Raw genomic sequence first — 18,979 nt, 5'->3', positions numbered from 1 at the left:
CATTAGACATTACTATGAAAAAAACAAACCGTTTTTCGAACAAGCTGACAACTATTCTGGAACTATTAATAGAAGCGTATTCAGAATAGATTTTGTACTTTAATCCATTTGCTATTCACAGGAGTATGACTATGAACAATGATATAAATAACGATATGAGCGATAAAAAATGTCCTTATGCACCGACCCAATTGACCATGGGCAATGGCGCACCAGTGGCAGACAATCAAAACAGCATGACTGCAGGCAAACGCGGCCCATTATTGGCGCAAGATGTTTGGCTCAATGAAAAGTTAGGAAATTTCGTCCGTGAAGTGATTCCAGAGCGCCGTATGCATGCCAAAGGTTCTGGCGCATTTGGTACTTTTACCGTGACCAATGACATCACTAAATATACCCGTGCGGATATTTTTAGCGAAGTGGGTAAACAGACTGAGATGTTTGCGCGCTTTAGTACCGTCGCAGGTGAGCGCGGCGCGGCTGATGCCGAGCGCGACATTCGCGGATTTGCTTTGAAATTCTACACCGAAGAAGGTAACTGGGACATGGTGGGAAATAATACACCTGTGTTCTTCTTACGTGATCCGCGCAAATTCCCAGACTTGAATAAAGCCGTCAAACGTGATCCACGTACCAATATGCGTTCGGCGACCAACAACTGGGACTTTTGGACTTTATTACCAGAAGCTTTGCATCAAGTTACTATCGTGATGAGTGATCGCGGTCTGCCAGCATCGTATAGAAATATGCATGGTTTTGGCTCGCACACGTATAGTTTTTGGAACGAAGCCAAAGAACGTTTTTGGGTAAAATTCCATTTCCGCACGCAACAAGGCATCAAGAACTTGACCGATGCAGAAGCGGTAGAGGTGGTTGGTTCTGATCGTGAAAGTCATCAAAAAGACTTGTACGATGCCATCGAAAATGGCGATTTCCCAAAATGGAAAATGTATGTGCAAATCATGCCAGAAGCTGAGGCGGATACTGTTCCTTATCATCCGTTTGACTTGACCAAAGTATGGCCAAAAGGGGATTATCCGCTGATTGAAGTGGGTGAGTTTGAATTAAATAAAAACTCTGACAACTACTTTGTCGATGTGGAACAAGCCGCATTTGCGCCAAGTAATTTGGTACCGGGTATCAGCGTTTCACCAGATAAAATGCTACAGAATCGCTTGGTCAATTATGCTGATGCTCAGCGTTATCGTGTCGGTGTCAATCATCAGCAGATTCCTGTCAATAAGCCGCGTTGCCCTGTGATGAGCAATCATCGTGACGGTCAAGGCCGTGTCGATGACAACTATGGTGGTCGTCCGCATTATGAGCCAAACAGCTTTAGCCAGTGGCAAGAGCAGCCTGATTATGCTGAGCCACCATTAAAGGTTGACGGTTATGCGGCGCATTATGACTTCCGTGAAGATGATAGCGATTATTTTAGCCAACCTCGCGCATTGTTTAATTTGATGAGTGCTGAGCAACAACAAGTGCTATTTGAAAACACAGCAAATAATATGGCTGGTGTGCCGGACTTTATTCAGTATCGCCACATTCGCAACTGTAACTGGTGTGATGCTGCTTATGGCGCAGGCGTTGCCAAAGCACTAGGCTTAACGGTTGAAGATGCGATGAATGCTCGTGAGTCAGATCCAGCGCTGCATTTGCCAAGCTGCTTATAGTTGATAGGTTTATCTAAAAACGTATTACTAAATCTATTTGCTAAACCTATTATCGATATAACGACACCGCCTTAGGAAACTAGGGCGGTGTTTTTGTTGAATTGTACTTTTTAGCTTGAAATTTTCTGCTGCGCCCCTATTAGTATAAACAGCTTAGCGATATTCGAAATTGAACTGCTTAATTTATAGCTGAGTAGAGAAAGTTGAATGCTTGCTATTTTATGATACGTTTTTGACATAAATTAAAGGAGTTTTTTATGAGTGAACAGACCCCAGTTGATAACCAAAAAGTTGATAGTATCAATGTTAATAAAAGCAGCCCAGAATTAAAAAAACATACCTTTGAGGCGGAAGTGGCGCAACTGCTGCATCTAGTCACCCATTCGCTTTACTCTAATTCTGATATCTTTGTGCGTGAGCTGGTTTCAAACGCCTCTGATGCCTGTGATAAATTGCGCTTTGAAGCGACCAATGATGACGGTCTTTATGAAGACGATGGCGAGCTAAAAATTCGCATTGCGGTCGATGAAGACGCCAAAACCATCACCTTTACCGATAATGGTATTGGCATGAATGAAGCCGATGCCATCGAAAACTTGGGTACAATTGCTAAATCAGGTACTAAGGCTTTCCTAGACAAGCTATCTGAATCACAAAAGCAAGATGGTCAATTAATCGGACAGTTTGGGGTTGGCTTCTATTCAGGTTTTATCGTTGCCGATACGATTAGCGTTGAAACACGTAAAGCGGGCGAACCTGCGGATAAGGGCGTACGCTGGGTATCTGATGGTACGGGTAGCTTTACGGTTGAGCCTATCACGAAAGAAACTCGTGGCACCGCCATTACTTTGCATTTAAAAGAGCAATATAGTGAGGGTGAAGACAGCTATTTAGACCGTGGCAAAATTAAACAGTTGGTTAATAAATACTCAGACCATATCAGCTTGCCGATTCAGATGCGTAAAGAAGTTTGGCAAGAAGATGTCAAAGAAGATGAGAACGACGACGCACCTGCTGGTGGCGAGATGGTATTGACCGATGAATGGGAAACTATCAACAAAGCCAGCGCGCTATGGACACGTATGGCATCTGAGATTGAAGATGAAGAGTATATCGATTTTTATAAAAATATCACCTATGACATGGACGCGCCACTAGCATGGACGCATAACCGTGTCGAAGGTCGTGTTCAGTATACTCAGCTATTGTATATTCCGAAAAAAGCCCCTGTCGATTTATATACTCGTGACCAGCAGCATGGACTAAAGCTATACGTGAAGCGCGTCTTTATTATGGATGAAGCTGAGCAATTATTGCCAATGTACCTGCGTTTCGTCAAAGGGGTCATTGATTCAGCCGACTTGCCATTGAACGTCAGCCGCGAGCTATTACAAGAGTCGCGTGATGTGAAGTCTATCCGCGATGGTAACGCCCGTCGTATTTTGACGTTGCTGGCCAGTCTAGCCAACAGTGAAGACAGTGATAAGCAAGAAAAATTCGCGCAGTTCTACGCTGAATTTGGTGATGTTATCAAAGAAGGCGTTGGCGAAGACATGGGCAATCAAGAACGTATTGCCAAATTGCTACGTTATGCGACCAGTACTCAGGATAGTGTGACCACCAGCTTTGAAGACTATAAAGCGCGTATGAAGGAGGGTCAAAAAGCCATCTATTATCTAACGGCTGACAATCTAGCGGCTGCTAAAAATAGCCCACAGTTAGAGCTGTTTAAAAAGAAAGGCATCGAAGTTATCTTGATGACTAGCCGTGTTGATGAATGGGCAATGAACTTCTTGACCTCATTTGATGAGACACCGCTACAAAACATCGCTAAAGGTGCCGTTGATTTGGGCGACTTGCAAGACGAAGCCGAAAAAGCTGAAGCTGAAAAAGCGCAAGAAACCATGAAGCCTGTTGTCGATAAACTTAAAGCAGCGTTAGGCGAACGTGCCAAAGACGTTAAAGTATCGACGCGTTTGGTTGACAGTCCTGCCTGCTTGGTCGTTGGTGAAGGTGAGCTATCACCACAAATGATTCAGATGCTTAAACAAATGGGTCAAGATGTGCCAGAAAGCAAGCCAACGTTAGAGGTCAACCCTGATCATCCATTGATTAAAAAGTTAGAGACTAGCGAGCAATCTGACGTCGATTTTGATAAATTGGCGCAAGTAATTTTTGACCAAGCATTGCTAGCAGATGGCGGTCAGTTAGATGATCCAGCCGCTTATTTAAAACGTGTGAATGAGCTTTTGATGAGATAGTAGTGAGTCTTTGATACAGTCATTATTGAGAAAAAAGGAGGTCTTGGATTCAAGACCTCCTTTTTTATATGTTCTTAGCCAAATTTAAGCGAATTTTACAAATCAGCCTTATCCTCTTGACCGACAATCCGTTACAATCGCGTTATATTAGCGAGCTAAACTGTTTAGTCATATTTTTAGTCTTTGCTATTCGTCTCTTAAAATTATCTCATTGTGAATTGCATGTAATCTTGATGTCCATATGCTATATAAAAAATGTGAATTAATGACATTTCGTAGGTAGCTGCCACACCAAAAATCATCATCAACTCACTTTCTTTTCTCGACTGGCTAGAGGTTTAAGTCTTTGTCACTTGCGTCGTTAAAAACCGTATCGCTTCAGCATTTTTCGCTCAATTTCGCTGCCAATATTATTGCAACCTTGTGGATGCTAGTAGGGTCGACGCGCGCGTTTTCTTGGGTAAAACCGACCTTTATTCAATTTGCCGTATTTGCACTATTGGCACTCGGTAGTAATGTACTGTTTTCTTGGTTAGCCGCGGAAAATGGCAGTATCTTTAATGAGCAAGGGTTGGTCAGCTACTTGATTTGGCCGATGATAATTTTATTGGGCGGCATCATTTTGGCACGGCGTTCTGGCAATCAAACGTTGGTATTTGTGCCCGTGGTATTGTGGCTAGTGGCTGATACCTTATCTGCGCTATTACAAAGTTTGGTGCAGTTTTTGGGCAGTTATGGTTGGTTGCCAGATTGGAGCTATTCACTTTTACCCATACTGTTTTTGGTGCTGTTTTTATGGCAGACCTTGGCGTTATTATGGATTTTTTCTCGTCGTCTACGTATACCGTGGTGGGAGCGGGTCATTGTATTGGTAGGTGCAGTCGCACTGTTGACGATTTGGCAGCGTAATGTCGCGGACCAGCCTATATTTAAGCAGATTCCTGTAGAGCCTGTTTTAGCAGAAGCGGCATTATATGAGCAGCCTCGTCTGTTACAGCAAGCATTAAATAGTATCGATCCTAGCATTTTAGGCAAGACCGACTGGTATTTTATGGGAGTGGCAGGATTCTCTGGTCAAGACGTTTTTCGCTCTGAGATTAATAAAGTACGTGAGCTGTTCGATGTGCGTTTTGGCACTAGTGGACATTCACTCTCATTGATCAACAATACTTATAGTTGGCTTGATGAGCCAATCGCTACCAAAACCAGTATTCTGCGTGGATTAAAGAAAATTGGTCAGCAGATGAATGCCGATGAGGATGTGTTATTCCTAACCTTGTCCTCACACGGCAACGAAAATATCATTCAATTAGCAAATCCACCATTAGCAATGGAGAATCTAGACGCCGCATGGTTACGGGAGGCGCTAGACGCTTCAGGTATTCGCTGGCGGGTGGTTGTGGTATCTGCCTGCTATTCAGGCTCATTTATCGATGAATTGGCATCTCCAACCACAGTGGTCATTACCGCATCAGCGGCGGATAAGGCATCGTTTGGCTGTACCAATACTGCTGAGATGACCTATTTTGGGCAAGCGTTTTTTGCTGAAAGCCTGCGTGGCAATACCAGTTTTGAATCTGCCTTTAAAGATGCCCGTTTGCGTGTGAATGAGCGTGAAAGTGCGATGGGTTTTGAACCATCAGAGCCGCAGATGGTGATTGGTAGTCTGATGGAGACTGCTTTGCCAGCATTCGAACAAGTATTGTTTGATAAAACTCGACCACCAGTCGCCAGCATTATTAATGACAGTGATTCTATCGCCATTAATATCGCAGAGGATAGTGCTTCTGGTCAGCCAGTGGCTAATACTGCGATCACTGCCAATTAACAACTAACAGTAAATCCAAAACCCGCAACCCAAAAATCACGATGAGCCGTATTAAGCTCGTTCAGTCTAGAATCTGTAATACTGACACTCGCTTTCCTTACTACTTTAATTCTTGTGAATGGTATAATGATTGAGTACTAAGTGAGTTTGGAGAAGTGCTAGTATTACTTTACCAATGCTTTTTATAAGTCATCGTGTACTTTACTTTGGATAAAAAGGATGTCGCTTATGAACAACTCTTATAAACACAGTTTATCTACCAATTCAAAAATCACGCAGATCAGCGTCAACCGCTGTTTCGATGGTGAGCAGCATTACTATAGCCATCAATCATCATCGACCAAAACGCCGATGACCTTTAGCATTTATCTGCCAGATGAAGCGCTTGCTGGTCGCCGTTGTCCAGCGATTCTATATTTATCAGGTCTCACTTGCAATGCTGATAACGTCACCCACAAAGCGCACTTTCAGCAAAAATGCAGCGAGCTTGGTATGATACTTATCGCGCCTGATACATCACCTCGAAGTAGTGATGACAGCGATGTGCCAAACGACGACCGCTATTTTGTTGGTCAGGGTGCCAGCTATTATGTCGATGCGACGCAAGCACCTTGGTCAGAGCATTTTAATATGCAAAGCTATATTGTTGATGAGTTATATGACTTGTTACGCTCAGAATTTCCTATTGATAGTATCGGCGTGACAGGGCATTCGATGGGCGGTCACGGAGCATTACTATTGGGCTTTAAGTTTCCAGGCAAGTTTGTGAGTGTCTCAGCATTATCGCCTGTGTGCGCGGCCAGTGAGTCGGCATGGGGGCAAGCCGCTTATACAGAATACTTCGGCGATGATAAATCACCATGGGCGCAGGCAGATGCTGTGCAGATGATTGAAAAATCGGGGCAGCAGTATGCAAGTATCTTGGTAGATCAAGGCGCGGCTGATAATTTTTTAGCAGAGGGTCAATTACAAACCACCAAATTACAACGCGCTTGTGACAAAGCCAATCAGCCCTTAACCTTGCGTTATCAAGCGGGTCACGATCATAGCTACTATTTTATCCAAACGGTGATTAACGATCATATTGAGCATCACTGGCGTATGGCACAAATGAGCTAAGTCCAGTATTAGAATGATGATCTGATCGATAAATTGACAGACAGTTACGCTGATTATTTAGTCAAGCGTACTTATTGATATAAAATAGATTCATATAAAATAGAAGTTGGCTGAATATCTGTTAAGCCTCTTTAAAGGTAAGGTTTTATGGCAAGTAATCTGACAGCATTAGTAGCCGATGGTTTGGCTTGTAAGCAGCAAACCGTTCAGTCATCGCTTGCGACCATGCAAGCCGATATGACCGCGGCTCTAAAAAATAATCAGCATGCTGATATTAGTACTGAATCAAATGACAGACAGACACGTTCAGATGAGCTTATCGCAACCGTAGTCAATGAGTCGGGTGATAAAGTGCTAGATGACGCGCAAGTCTCACGAGTGATAGAAATGGCATGGGAGGACAGAACACCGTTTGCGGCGATAGAGCATAGCTATGGTCTCAATGAAGCAGGCGTGATTAAGCTGATGCGCCAAACGCTAAAGCCGTCATCTTTTCGCTTATGGCGTCAGCGTGTCAGTAATCGCGCGACCAAATATCAAGCTAAGCGAGGCTTCGAGGTCGGTCGTGCTTATTGCAAAACCCAGTATAAGCAGCGCTAGTGGTTTGAGTTCTTAATATTATTGCTTTAAAGGCTCAGTTTTTTAAGCCAGTCCTTAGTTTCTTTTTATTTTATTCGTATTTTATTTCAACAGAATCAGGTAGCTTAACTATGATTATTCCTTCTAAACCTTATCTTATCGCTCCATCAATACTCTCAGCTGATTTTGCACGTCTAGGTGAAGAAGTTGAAAGGGTGTTGGAATCAGGTGCTGATGTGATTCATTTTGATGTAATGGACAACCATTATGTACCCAATCTCACCTTTGGCAGTATGATTTGTAAGGCGCTGCGTGATTATGGGATTGATGCACCAATCGATGTGCATTTGATGGTCTCGCCAGTTGACGGCATGATTGAGCAGTTTTTGGAAGCAGGTGCGAGTGTTATCACTTTTCATCCAGAAGCCAGTGGGCATATTGATCGCTCTTTACAACTGATCAAAGATGGCGGTGCTGAATGTGGTTTAGTATTGAATCCCGCAACGCCATTACATTATTTAGACTATGTGATGGACAAGGTAGATCAAATTTTATTGATGAGCGTCAACCCAGGTTTTGGCGGTCAGTCATTTATTGAAGGCACGTTAGAAAAAGTGCGCCAAGTCCGTCAGCGCATCATCACCAGTGGTCGTGATATCAGATTAGAAGTAGATGGCGGTATCAAAGCCAGTAATATCCGAGCCATTGCCGAAGCGGGTGCTGATATGTTTGTGGCAGGGTCGGCGATCTTTAACCAAGATGACTATAAAGTGGCTATTGATGCTATGCGTGCTGAGCTAGCTTTGGCTAATGGTAATGAATAACCACGGTCTTATGTGACTGGTAAATACGTTCGTCAGTCATTTTCGTCATAAAAGAATAGTAGCAAAATGTGCTGTATAACGGATAACGATGCATAACGGCAAGTTACGTAAAGGTGAAATATGGACACAAAAAACTCAATCAATTCGTCAGAATCACCTGAGTCAGAGCAAAGCACTGAGCAGCCAATTCAGAATGAGATACAGCAACGCAGTCTGGTGCCAAAGGGTATTACTATTGGCTTAGCTGTATTTGCCTTGGTTCTAAGTTTGGCAGGTTACGGCTTTCGGCTAATGGTGGGTGATGATACTGGTGAAGTATTACGTCATGCTGCGATCATTGTGCCTGCATTTATGCTGGGCATTCCCGTGTTTTTTTGGCTAGGTTCGAAGATACTTAACAAAGTTAAAGGCATGCATATAGAGAGCTGGAATGCCATTAGCTTGGGTTATTTAACCTCTTGTATATCGATGCTTTGGTTAATGGGTACTTACAGTTAGAGTCTTATGAGCAGAGATAAAGCTGTTTGGTAATATAGTGCACTGCAATATTTATGATAGGCTGTTTTTATACAATTTTTAATTATTAAGTCACGCGCTGCAAGCGTGACTGGAATTTTACATGAGAATCATACCGACCAAGATTGCCAATATCATCTATCCAAAAGACCTACCCAATGGCTTATTCACCAGCTTAATTATCGCCTGTTTGCTGCTAGGGCTGGCATCATTACGTAACGGTACTGATTTACAAGGCTGGCTCAATGTCGTCGAAAACTGGCTGCTTATGCTGTTGATATTTCCGACCGCCACCGCCACTGTAGCCTTACCATTTAAATATCGAGATCCGACATTAGAGTTAAAGCTTATGTACTATCTCGGTATGTTTGTTGCCTTCTTATTTACTGTGGCAAAATTACGCTACTGGCGCTAATACTATCAGTGATAGCATACCCAAAGAGCCTTTATGTATAAGACTTATGTGACAAGCCTTGAATTTCAAGACCAAAGCGTCCATTGTATGACTAAGATAGTTTTACCCGTATTACTGTAAAACAATAATGTTGCGACGCGCGATTTTTCTTGCAAGTATTAGACGGGACAATGAGGAACCAATTCATGCCATACGATATCGATAATGATATAGAAGTAGATAACGAAAGTACGGATCAATTTGCAGGATTTGCCAAAGAGACTACCCTTGAGTTGGTAGAGGCAGAAGATGGTCGCTTATTGTTACGTGACGCGGAACAAGACGAAGCGCCGCTGATGACCATTGATTTTTCTGAAAAGCTTAAAGAGCTGCTCGGTAGTGACACCCAAGCGATAGGTCAGCATATGATTCATGCCGCGATTCAGGTCATTATGCAAAAGCAGATGAGCCAATGGCATGCGCATGTTTATGACAAAGAGCCGACGCACTATAGTTAGTGATGAGTTGCTGTTAAGCTGGCTAGTAGTAGTCAATTAAAATAGTTATCATGAAAAGTAGCAAGCATAAAAAAGGGTATATCAATTGATATACCCTTTTTTTTCAAATAACTTATATATAGAAAGTATTTATGAAAAATACATTCCATAAAATAGCAATTATTTGATTTTAGCTTCTTTAAACATCACGTGCTGGCGAATTTTTGGATCGAATTTCTTCATTTCCATTTTGCCAGGCATAGTGCGTTTGTTTTTAGTAGTGGTGTAGTAATACCCAGTACCAGCTGTTGATACTAATTTAATTTTATCTCTCATGATAGCTTTCCTGTAAATGAGGGGTCTTCAAACGATAGGTACGGATCTAAAATATTAAGTCGCTACATAAGATGTAGCAGAAAAGCAGCTTAAACGACGAAAATTATCGAGATATTAAGCTGCCAGTCGTTACTTATACTTTTTGACCTTGTGCGCGCATATCTGCTAACACTTTATCGATACCAAGTTTGTCAATAGTGCGCATACCTTTGGTAGACACACGTAGACGTACAAAACGATTTTCAGACTCTACCCAAAAACGATGGTTATGAAGGTTTGGTAGAAAGCGACGACGGGTTTTGTTGTTTGCGTGCGAAACATTATTACCCACCATAGGGCGCTTTCCAGTCACTTGGCAAACTCGAGACATGGCGAACTCCTAATCTATGAGGTATGAGTTTTTCTCATACCAGTCTGGGCAAGTTGCACGTTTTTGCGGCATGGACACAGCAAGCGGCAGCTTTGCACCAAACAAAACTATATGAATGTTGAGTTGATATTGCTGTTATCTAAAGGCAAATAACAAGCGTACCAATTCAGAAAATTTTAAAGCCGACATTTATACCATAAAAGTGATGAATACTCAAATATTTTTATGATTATTGTCGATCTAAAGGATGGCTATTATACCCTGAAATTCACTGGCTATGTTGTTGATTATTTAATAGTAAAAATTAATTTTTAGTTGTAAGTTATGACAAAAGTCAGTAAAGTTGCTGTTATATATTTAATACAATCTGTTAATACAACGGGTGTTAATGTAAATCTATGTATCATTACCAATCTACTATGATTCTGTGTAATGATTTTTGTTTATTTGCTCGAATAAATTACTGCTGACGCGGAGTCCAAAACATGTCATATAGCTCATTACCTTTTACCTCTAAACTGTTTCAGCTTACGGCGTTATCAATATCACTAACTCTAGCTGGATGCGGTGGTGGTGATGGTACAGATACAATTGCGCCAGCGCCTGATTTAGGGATTGAGCAGCCTGGTACTGGTAGCAGCGGTGAAGATGGAACAGGAATACCAGTAAGTGGTATCAATGTAACACCTATAACTTTGACAGATCCAAATGGGAACATGACTCGTACTATTACTTCAGTTGGCGCAAGCGCAACAGTGATAGTAACTGATGGTAATAAAAATCCAGTAAGCAATGCTTTGGTATCTTTTCAGGCTGACGGTGTTACGTTTGGTACTAGTAATAGCACTGTTTTGACGAATGAAAAAGGTGAGGCAACTATATCTGTTAAACCTTTAGATAGTGCAGATACAGGAAGCTATCAGCTCAGTGCAACTGTCAATTATAATGATTTGACCAAAACGACTCCGGGTTATAACTTTTCTTTACAATCTATACAAGTGTTACTAACTGAATTTGCATTGTCATCTAGCAATTTAGATTCAGGAGCTAATACAAATATTACTCTCAGAACAAAAGATGCAGTCAATGATGTATACCAAAACGATGTTACTGTAAACTTCACTACTAGTTGTGGTAGCTTTGATAGTAATAGTATCATTTCAAGCAATCAAGGCGATGTAAGTACAACTTATAAAGCTATTGATGGTAATGGCAACTTATGTGAAGGCACACAAACCATCACTGCTACTCCTGCGAATAATCCAGCAAACAAACAAACAAAGACTGTCAACATCGCTGGTGTTGAAGCGAGTTCAATATTTTACACGACAACTGAGAAAGTACAGTTAGGTGCGAGTGACAGTGGTTCATCAAATTCAGGTCAGATAGAGTTCACTGTATATGCTAACGGCAGACCTGCTGCAAACCAGCAAGTTGAAATCAGTAAAATACAGGCGCCTACAGACTTTAGTTTTGTAACATTAAATAACCAGACCTCTAGAACAATAACCAGTGATTCACAAGGTAAGGTCGTAGTCAACTTATATCCTGGTGCATTACCCGGACCTGTAGAAATTAAAGCCACTCTAAAATCGAATACTAGCATATTTGCATCATCAAAAGACGTCTCTGTAGCGACAGGACGTGCAACTCAAAATGGTGTCAGTATTTCGTTGAGCAAAAACGTATTAGCTAATAGTGTAGATGGCGATACTGCAACTATTACAGCACGATTAGTAGACAGGGTAGGTAACCCTGTACCTGATGGTACGGTAATGAGTTTCGTCAGTGAGGGTGGTAGAGTAACGCCAAGTTGCGCGACTAACAAAGGAGTATGTACGGTTGAGTTCAGTACCCAAAATCCACGCCCAGTGGATAATCGTGTCGCAGTAATTGCTTATGTAGAAGGTGATAAAGACTATATTGATAAAGATGGTGATAATCAATTTAGCGCTGGTGATATATTCACGCATAACATCGGCGACTTCTTCCGTGATGATAACGAAAATAACAATTATGATTCTGAAGCTGGCGAATTTGTATATAGAAGAGGGGCTACTGGCGCTGTTTGTGCACCTTCTTCTAACTCTCAACCAAATATTGCAGATACTTGTGATAATAAGCTGTCAGCTATCTTACGCCAACAGTTTATACTAGGTTTAGCTTCCGATAGTCCAGTATATGAGGGCTTACCTGGTTCTCTTAATCCTAATTTAGGAAAGACGGCAATCACCCGAGCTTTTAAAATGTATGGTAATAGTGCACGTACGGTCAGCATGCCGTCAGGAACTACCATTAGTGTTGTAGCTGAAGATAAGACTGACTACTCTCCTACGGTAGAACTGGCGAATGGTGTAATACAGGTATCAAATGCTGAGCCAAATACTACGGCTATTGTTAAATCAGGTTCAACCTCTATTAATGTTTCAATCAGTGGGAATGGTACGGGTTCAGTAAGTACCACGTTGCCAGAAGGTTCATCCGTGACTGTGGCAAATACGAATGTGACCTGTGAAGCAGAACTTACTTCTGGCAATTTGAAATTACCTAGTATTATTAATCTAGGAGTTGGTAAAGTAGTTGATAGCGCGGTAAGCTATAAGTTCGAATATAGCGGCTGTCGTCCTAATGATAAAATCAAAGTATCAGTAACGACACCAGCTCCAGCCGCTACTACGACAACGACCACAATACCTGTCATGTAGTAAGCCTATTACAGTATTGCAAATACAAAAACCCCCAACCACGCGTTGGGGGTTTTTGTATTTATAATCTCAATAACGAAATACAACCAACTCAATCAGCAAAGTTAGGTAAAAGCGATTAGAATAGTCGGTTTCCTATGCTAATGACCGTATTGAAAGTCAGTAGCAAGTTTAATTTTTTGATTGGGCGCACTATGTCAGACACTGCAACGATTACTTCAGTAAAACACTCATCTCATAAACTATCTAGTAACCTGTCTAACAAGACGGCAATCGATACTGCCACGCTATTGATTAAATGCCGTGATCAAGCCGGTATCGTGCAAGCGGTATCTGAGTTTATTCATCGCTATGGTGCTAATATTATTACTCTCGATCAGTATTCAACTGCTCATGAGGGTGGTCAATATTTTATGCGTTTAGAGTTTGCTTTAGCAGGATTAAGCGAGATTATTGAGAATTTTGAAGCCAGTTTTGCGCATACGGTAGCCAAGCGCCATAACATGGCTTGGCGTTTACATGATAATGCGATTAAGACGAAAGTTGGCATTTTAGTATCAAAGTTTGATCATGCATTGTTGGATTTGTTATGGCGGCATCAGCGAGGTTTACTTGACTGCGAGATTACCTCTGTTGTTAGTAATCACGAAGACTTGCGCCAATCGGTAGAGAACTTCGGTATTACTTTCCATCATGTGCCAGTGACCAAAGACAATAAATCAGAGGCAGAAGAGCAAATTCATGAGTTGATGGAAGGCAATGATTTGCTAGTGTTGGCGCGTTATATGCAGATATTATCGTCTGATTTTGTCAAGCGTTGGCCGATGCAAGTCATTAATATTCATCATTCATTTTTGCCTGCATTTGTGGGAGCTGATCCTTATCGTCAGGCTTATGATAAAGGTGTGAAACTCATCGGCGCGACCGCGCATTATGTCACCGCTGAGCTTGATCAAGGCCCTATCATTGAGCAAGATGTACACCGAGTCACTCACCGTCAAGGTGTGACGGAGCTGCGCGCTATTGGTCGTGATATCGAGCGTAATGTCTTGGCACGCGCTGTGAACTGGCATGTACAAAACCGCGTGATTGTAGCGGGTAATAAAACCGTGGTTTTTAATTAGCATTTAATTAGAGCGAGTTCAAATTGAGAAGTGCTGGTTAACAGAAGGTTAAAAAAAGCCGTGAGTATTATTCATTAATACTCACGGCTTTTTTCTGGACCTATTGCTATTGCAGCGCTGATTTTATATCAGCATCTCTAACACAAACTTGCTGCCCACAAAGCCGATGGCTAATAGGATAAAAGCATAGATAGTCATATTGGCGGCACGTTTGCCCCGCCATCCAGCATGCCAATTACCGACCAGTAGCGCCCCAAACAATAACCAAGACAGCAGGCTAAACACGGTCTTATGCACAATATGCTGCGCCATCAAATCCTCTACATAGATAAAGCCAATGCCCAATGCGATACTTAGTAGGACAAAACCGACCAATAGCATATCGAATAATAGACTCTCCATACTTTGTAGTGACGGTAGTTTATTCACCCAAAAACGATGAATAGAGTGGTGCTTGAGTTCGCGTATTTGTAGGCGTAAAAATAGCGCTTGCACCGCTGCCATCAGCAGCACACAATAGGCGGCAAGTGATAGTAATATATGAGCTTCAAGCCCAATACTGATATTTGTAATGGGTTGATAAGGCGCACGGCCAATATAGCCAATTGTCAACCCTACCAATGCTGTTGGCGCTGCCAGTATGCCCAGACTGACGATAGGGCGATACAAGCAAAATAAAAAATAGAAGAACAAAAAGAATAAGCTGATTAGGCTAATGATATTAAAAAGATTAAAGTTTAGCCCGTAAAGCGTAACAACATAAGGATAAAGTAGCGCCGCATGCGCGAGCATGCCGACCATCAATAATCCCAAACTGATGCCTTTATGGATAGGCTTATCCCGAGTCAGCGCCCAACTAAGGTAAGCGCTGACTAAGATATAGGCTAGGCTAGCAAGTAAGAATGCAAAGTGCACAGATATAATGCCTCATCTCATACTGAGCGTAAAATAGCCGCTCAATTTAATGCTAAAGTGGTATTATCGGAATGATTAGAATAATCGTCCAATTTATCATAAAATGGGTGCCAATTGAGCACCAACTTGCTTATTCCTTATAAATGCTTGGCCAAGTTTGCTTGAATAAGCGCTCATATGCCTAGCTTATAAAGTGATTGTCTATAAGTCATAAAGTGCCGCGCCAAGCTTTGGTAATGCTGTATTTGCAAAATCATTATAATTTTGGCGTCGTCTTGGTGCTATAGTATTGATAATAGACTATTTTTTATCATTGTTTTTATAAAGATACGATTAAATACTTTACAGTATTCCCTAATAATATTTATCCGCCATTTAAGCTGAAGCTAGTTTCACCTAAGTATTGTTTTAAGTAAATATTGTTTTCACCAAGAATTATTTTAACTGAGAGTTATTTATGTTTGATACCTTAACAGAACGCTTGTCGTCGAGCCTGCGCAATATCGTCGGTACTGGGCAGTTGACCGAAGACAACATCAAAGATACCCTGCGTGAAGTACGTATGGCGCTGCTAGAAGCCGACGTCGCGCTACCCGTCACCCGTGACTTTGTGAAGCGCGTCAAAGAGCAAGCGCTTGGTGCAGAAGTGCTCAAAGAGTTGGCGCCAGGGCAAGCCTTTGTCAAAATCGTCCATGACGAGCTGACCGAAATGATGGGCAGCGCCAATCAGCAGCTTGAGATGACGGGTAAGCCACCAGTTGTTTATTTACTGGCTGGTTTGCAAGGTGCAGGTAAAACCACCACGGCTGGTAAGTTGGCGAAGTTTTTACAAGAGCGTCATAAGAAAAAGGTGATGCTAGTATCCGCTGACGTCTATCGTCCAGCGGCGATTGCTCAGCTTGAGCAAGTGGCAGGTCAAGTGAATGCCAAGTTTGTTAATTCAAGTAGCGACGAAAACCCGATTGATATTGCCTTACGTGCTATCGAAGAAGCAAAGATTCAGTACCAAGATATTTTGATTATTGATACCGCTGGTCGTCTGGCTATCGATGAGACTATGATGGCTGAGATTAAGGCGTTAACTGCAGCGGTCAATCCGTCTGAAACGTTATTTGTCGTCGATGCGATGACGGGTCAGGATGCGGCAAATACTGCCAAAGCCTTTAATGATGCGCTGCCATTAACGGGTGTCATCTTAACCAAAACTGATGGTGATGCGCGCGGTGGTGCGGCACTTTCTGTACGTGCCATTACTGGCAAACCGATTAAGTTTTTAGGTCGCGGTGAAAAATTAGACGCGTTAGAGCTGTTCCATCCTGAACGTATCGCTCAACGTATTCTTGGTATGGGTGACGTTTTAAGCCTAGTCGAAGAAGTGGAACAAAAAATCGACCGTGATAAAGCCGAAAAAATGGCAAAAAAGATGCAAAAGGGCGGTGATTTCGACCTTGAGGATCTATTGACCCAGTTCCAACAAATGAAAAGCATGGGCGGCATGGCAGGCTTCTTAGATAAGATGCCAGGTATGGGTGGCTCGGATATGCAAAAAGCGGTCGAAGATGCTAAGCCAGAAGAAAAAGTACGTGAGATGGAAGCGTTGATTAATTCGATGACGCCATTTGAGCGCAAAAATCCCGATAAAATTAATCCAAGCCGTAAGCGCCGTATTGCCGCAGGTTCTGGACGTGAGATTCAAGACGTCAATCGTTTGCTTAAACAACACAAGCAAATGGCAAAAATGATGAAAATGATCTCTAAGCCTGAAGGCATCAGTAAAATGATGAAGTCGATGCAAGGGCTAATGGGTGGCGGTGCTGCAGGTGGCGGCGGTGGCGGTCCTTTATTTGGTGGCGGCGGTCAGCAAGGCGGCGTCAAGGATGTGAATCCACAACAAATGGCTAAGCAGATGGGTCTGGATCCAAACAACATGCCAAGCACCGAAGAGATGCAAAAACAAATGCAGGAAATGCAGAATCAAGCGCCAAAAAAGTTTAAAACCCGTTTTTAATTGATAGATGCTTAGATTGCTATAGTATTGAATTCTTAATGAAAACCCCAAGGTGCAAGTCGCTTTGGGGTTTTTTATGTCTGTCATGTTCCCATAAATATTGATGGATTAAGTATGAAAATTTAGAAATTAATAAAATTTGCCTATCCTAAATGCTATGATAGGCGCTGTTTTATAATGCTAAGTCAATAGGTCGAGGTTATGATGTTTTTAGCAATGGATACCGTGTTTGATCAGTGTTCGATCGCGATTTTAGATGTCAGTGGTCAAGTGCTATCGAGTCATACGGAGACGGGTAAACGCCAGCAAACCCAGCAAATTCTGCCAATGATTGACGCCGCTTTGTCCGAGGCTAAGCTCAACCTTGCTGATTTACAAGCCTTGATATTTAACCGTGGTCCTGGTGCCTTTAGTGGCATACGGATTAATACGGCAGTAGTACAAGCATTGTCTGTCGCCCATGATATTCCTTGTGTAGGAGTCTCAAGCCTACAAGCGATTGCGCAAGCGGCGTATCAAAAATATGGTGTGACCGAAGTGTATAGCGCCCTTGATGCGCGTATGCAGCAAGTGTATTTTGGGCAATATGTGCTAATAGACAACCTTATGCAGGCGGTTAATCAGGAAAATGGCGAAGATACCGAGCAGTTGCTCGATTATGACAGCCAGACCGTGCTTAATATTCCCATTGCTGGCAATGGTGCGCCGTTATTAACATTACATGACGGTCAGATCATTCAGGCAGATATTCACCCTGATGCTACTGTGATAGGGCAGCTTGGTATTGCTCAATTTATGACGACAGGAGGCACAGAAGCCTCGCAAGCTTTACCAAAGTATCTGCGTAATCAAGCGTGGAAAACACTTAAAGAACAAGGTAAGGCGTAACCATCATATTAATGCCAGCCATTATCAGCGCTATATAAAATATAAAAATACTCTAAAACACTATTAGCCAATAGATCCATATTTAGGAAAGCCATCGTGGATATCATTTTATTAATTCAAGCTGTTATCATGGGTATCGTTGAAGGTATCACTGAATTTTTACCCATCTCTAGCACTGGCTACTTGATTTTATCAGCGGATTTGATGGGCTTTTGGACCAAAGAAAAAGTCGATTTATTTGTGGTAGTGGTGCAGCTTGGCGCTATCTTAGCGGTCATTTATGATTACTGGGACAGACTATGGCAAGCGCTGATGGGTCTGCTGACAGGCAAAGCTGAAGGCATGAGTAATCCACGCCAGCTAGGACTTAGCTTGATTGTGGCGACTATTCCGGTGATGATCGTTGGCTTCACCTTCGCTGATGAGATTAAATCATATTTATTTAATCCCATCGTCGTGGCAATTATGCTGATTATCGGTGGCTTCTTGATATTCTATGTAGAAAATCGCCCTAAAACGATTATTGCGCAAGAAGCAGAAGACGTCAGTCTAAAAACAGCGTTGATGATTGGTCTGCTGCAATGTCTGGCATTGATACCGGGAACATCACGCTCAGGCGCGACAATTATCGGCGCGCTATGGCTCGGCGTTTCACGTAAAGCTTCCGCTGAATTTTCTTTCTTTTTGGGTATTCCAGTCATCGTGGGCGCGGCATTATTGGATTTGCTAAAGCATCATGACGTATTAACCAATAGCGAGGATTGGCTGGTATTAGGTATAGGGACGGTGGTGTCATTTATCGTCGCCTTACTCTGTATCCGTTTGCTAGTAGAATGGGTCAGTCGTCGTGATTTTAAAATATTTGCGTGGTTACGCATTATTACTGGCATCATTGTATTAATAGCGGCTTGGGGTTTTGGTTATCAAATGGCAGGCTAG

The 18,979-nt window shown here is 42.3% G+C and carries 17 protein-coding genes; 14 read left to right on the top strand and 3 right to left on the bottom strand.

Annotated elements, in window-relative coordinates:
* The first annotated feature begins 155 nt into the window (after positions 1-155).
* The 9 genes from ACP69U_RS09805 to ACP69U_RS09765 all read left to right on the top strand — a co-directional run bounded on the left by ACP69U_RS09805 (position 156) and on the right by ACP69U_RS09765 (position 9,715).
* Positions 156-1,676, top strand: a complete 1,521-nt coding sequence (locus ACP69U_RS09805) for a catalase (RefSeq protein ID WP_426138477.1) — start codon at positions 156-158, stop codon at positions 1,674-1,676.
* A gap of 257 nt (positions 1,677-1,933) precedes the next feature.
* On the top strand, positions 1,934-3,937 hold the full coding sequence (gene htpG, locus ACP69U_RS09800; protein WP_426138433.1) for a molecular chaperone HtpG: 2,004 nt from the start codon (positions 1,934-1,936) through the stop codon (positions 3,935-3,937).
* A 346-nt stretch (positions 3,938-4,283) separates the two neighbouring features.
* Entirely contained in the window at positions 4,284-5,765 is a 1,482-nt protein-coding gene (locus ACP69U_RS09795; protein ID WP_426138432.1) for a C13 family peptidase, read from the top strand.
* Positions 5,766-5,993: 228 nt separating this feature from the next.
* Positions 5,994-6,884 carry an S-formylglutathione hydrolase gene (gene fghA, locus ACP69U_RS09790; protein WP_198329457.1) on the top strand — a complete coding sequence of 297 codons (891 nt, stop codon included), beginning with the start codon at positions 5,994-5,996 and terminating at the stop codon, positions 6,882-6,884.
* A 318-nt stretch (positions 6,885-7,202) separates the two neighbouring features.
* Entirely contained in the window at positions 7,203-7,484 is a 282-nt protein-coding gene (locus tag ACP69U_RS09785) for a TIGR03643 family protein (RefSeq protein ID WP_420825202.1), read from the top strand.
* Between the two features lie 110 nt (positions 7,485-7,594).
* Complete coding sequence (rpe, locus tag ACP69U_RS09780; RefSeq protein WP_055124691.1) at positions 7,595-8,287, top strand: ribulose-phosphate 3-epimerase; 693 nt, start codon at positions 7,595-7,597, stop codon at positions 8,285-8,287.
* Positions 8,288-8,407: 120 nt separating this feature from the next.
* Complete coding sequence (locus tag ACP69U_RS09775) at positions 8,408-8,785, top strand: hypothetical protein (RefSeq protein WP_404643208.1); 378 nt, start codon at positions 8,408-8,410, stop codon at positions 8,783-8,785.
* Positions 8,786-8,906: 121 nt separating this feature from the next.
* On the top strand, positions 8,907-9,218 hold the full coding sequence (locus ACP69U_RS09770) for a hypothetical protein (protein ID WP_372815736.1): 312 nt from the start codon (positions 8,907-8,909) through the stop codon (positions 9,216-9,218).
* Between the two features lie 185 nt (positions 9,219-9,403).
* Complete coding sequence (locus ACP69U_RS09765; RefSeq protein WP_045444246.1) at positions 9,404-9,715, top strand: hypothetical protein; 312 nt, start codon at positions 9,404-9,406, stop codon at positions 9,713-9,715.
* Positions 9,716-9,874: 159 nt separating this feature from the next.
* Here ACP69U_RS09765 and rpmG read toward each other — a convergent pair whose 3' ends face one another.
* The gene (rpmG, locus tag ACP69U_RS09760) at positions 9,875-10,030 is read right to left on the bottom strand and encodes a 50S ribosomal protein L33 (protein WP_045444249.1); all 156 of its coding nucleotides are present in this window, start codon (positions 10,028-10,030) and stop codon (positions 9,875-9,877) included.
* 133 nt (positions 10,031-10,163) lie between these two features.
* Positions 10,164-10,400: a 50S ribosomal protein L28 gene (gene rpmB / locus ACP69U_RS09755; RefSeq protein WP_010201401.1), complete on the bottom strand. Its 237-nt coding sequence runs from the start codon at positions 10,398-10,400 to the stop codon at positions 10,164-10,166.
* A gap of 485 nt (positions 10,401-10,885) precedes the next feature.
* Between rpmB and ACP69U_RS09750 the strand changes: the two genes are divergently transcribed.
* Both ACP69U_RS09750 and purU read left to right on the top strand, forming a co-directional pair.
* Positions 10,886-13,105 carry an Ig-like domain-containing protein gene (locus ACP69U_RS09750; RefSeq protein ID WP_426138431.1) on the top strand — a complete coding sequence of 740 codons (2,220 nt, stop codon included), beginning with the start codon at positions 10,886-10,888 and terminating at the stop codon, positions 13,103-13,105.
* 194 nt (positions 13,106-13,299) lie between these two features.
* The gene (purU, locus tag ACP69U_RS09745) at positions 13,300-14,229 is read left to right on the top strand and encodes a formyltetrahydrofolate deformylase (RefSeq protein ID WP_227678896.1); all 930 of its coding nucleotides are present in this window, start codon (positions 13,300-13,302) and stop codon (positions 14,227-14,229) included.
* Between the two features lie 123 nt (positions 14,230-14,352).
* Here purU and ACP69U_RS09740 read toward each other — a convergent pair whose 3' ends face one another.
* Positions 14,353-15,144 (bottom strand): cytochrome C assembly family protein, encoded by a 792-nt coding sequence (locus tag ACP69U_RS09740; RefSeq protein ID WP_426138430.1) that lies wholly within the window; start codon positions 15,142-15,144, stop codon positions 14,353-14,355.
* 457 nt (positions 15,145-15,601) lie between these two features.
* Between ACP69U_RS09740 and ffh the strand changes: the two genes are divergently transcribed.
* From ffh to ACP69U_RS09725, 3 genes are all read left to right on the top strand, one after another.
* Complete coding sequence (gene ffh / locus ACP69U_RS09735; RefSeq protein ID WP_055124688.1) at positions 15,602-17,152, top strand: signal recognition particle protein; 1,551 nt, start codon at positions 15,602-15,604, stop codon at positions 17,150-17,152.
* A gap of 204 nt (positions 17,153-17,356) precedes the next feature.
* A complete protein-coding gene (gene tsaB / locus ACP69U_RS09730; RefSeq protein WP_296241887.1) occupies positions 17,357-18,040 on the top strand; it encodes a tRNA (adenosine(37)-N6)-threonylcarbamoyltransferase complex dimerization subunit type 1 TsaB in 684 nt (227 codons plus the stop codon).
* A 96-nt stretch (positions 18,041-18,136) separates the two neighbouring features.
* Entirely contained in the window at positions 18,137-18,979 is an 843-nt protein-coding gene (locus tag ACP69U_RS09725; protein ID WP_296241838.1) for an undecaprenyl-diphosphate phosphatase, read from the top strand.

Origin of the sequence: Psychrobacter sp. TWR1-1-1, from assembly GCF_049895865.1 — a bacterium.
Lineage (GTDB): Bacteria > Pseudomonadota > Gammaproteobacteria > Pseudomonadales > Moraxellaceae > Psychrobacter > Psychrobacter immobilis_A.
Note: the sequence above shows the minus strand (reverse complement) of the source record. Positions and strands in the feature narration are given on the sequence as shown.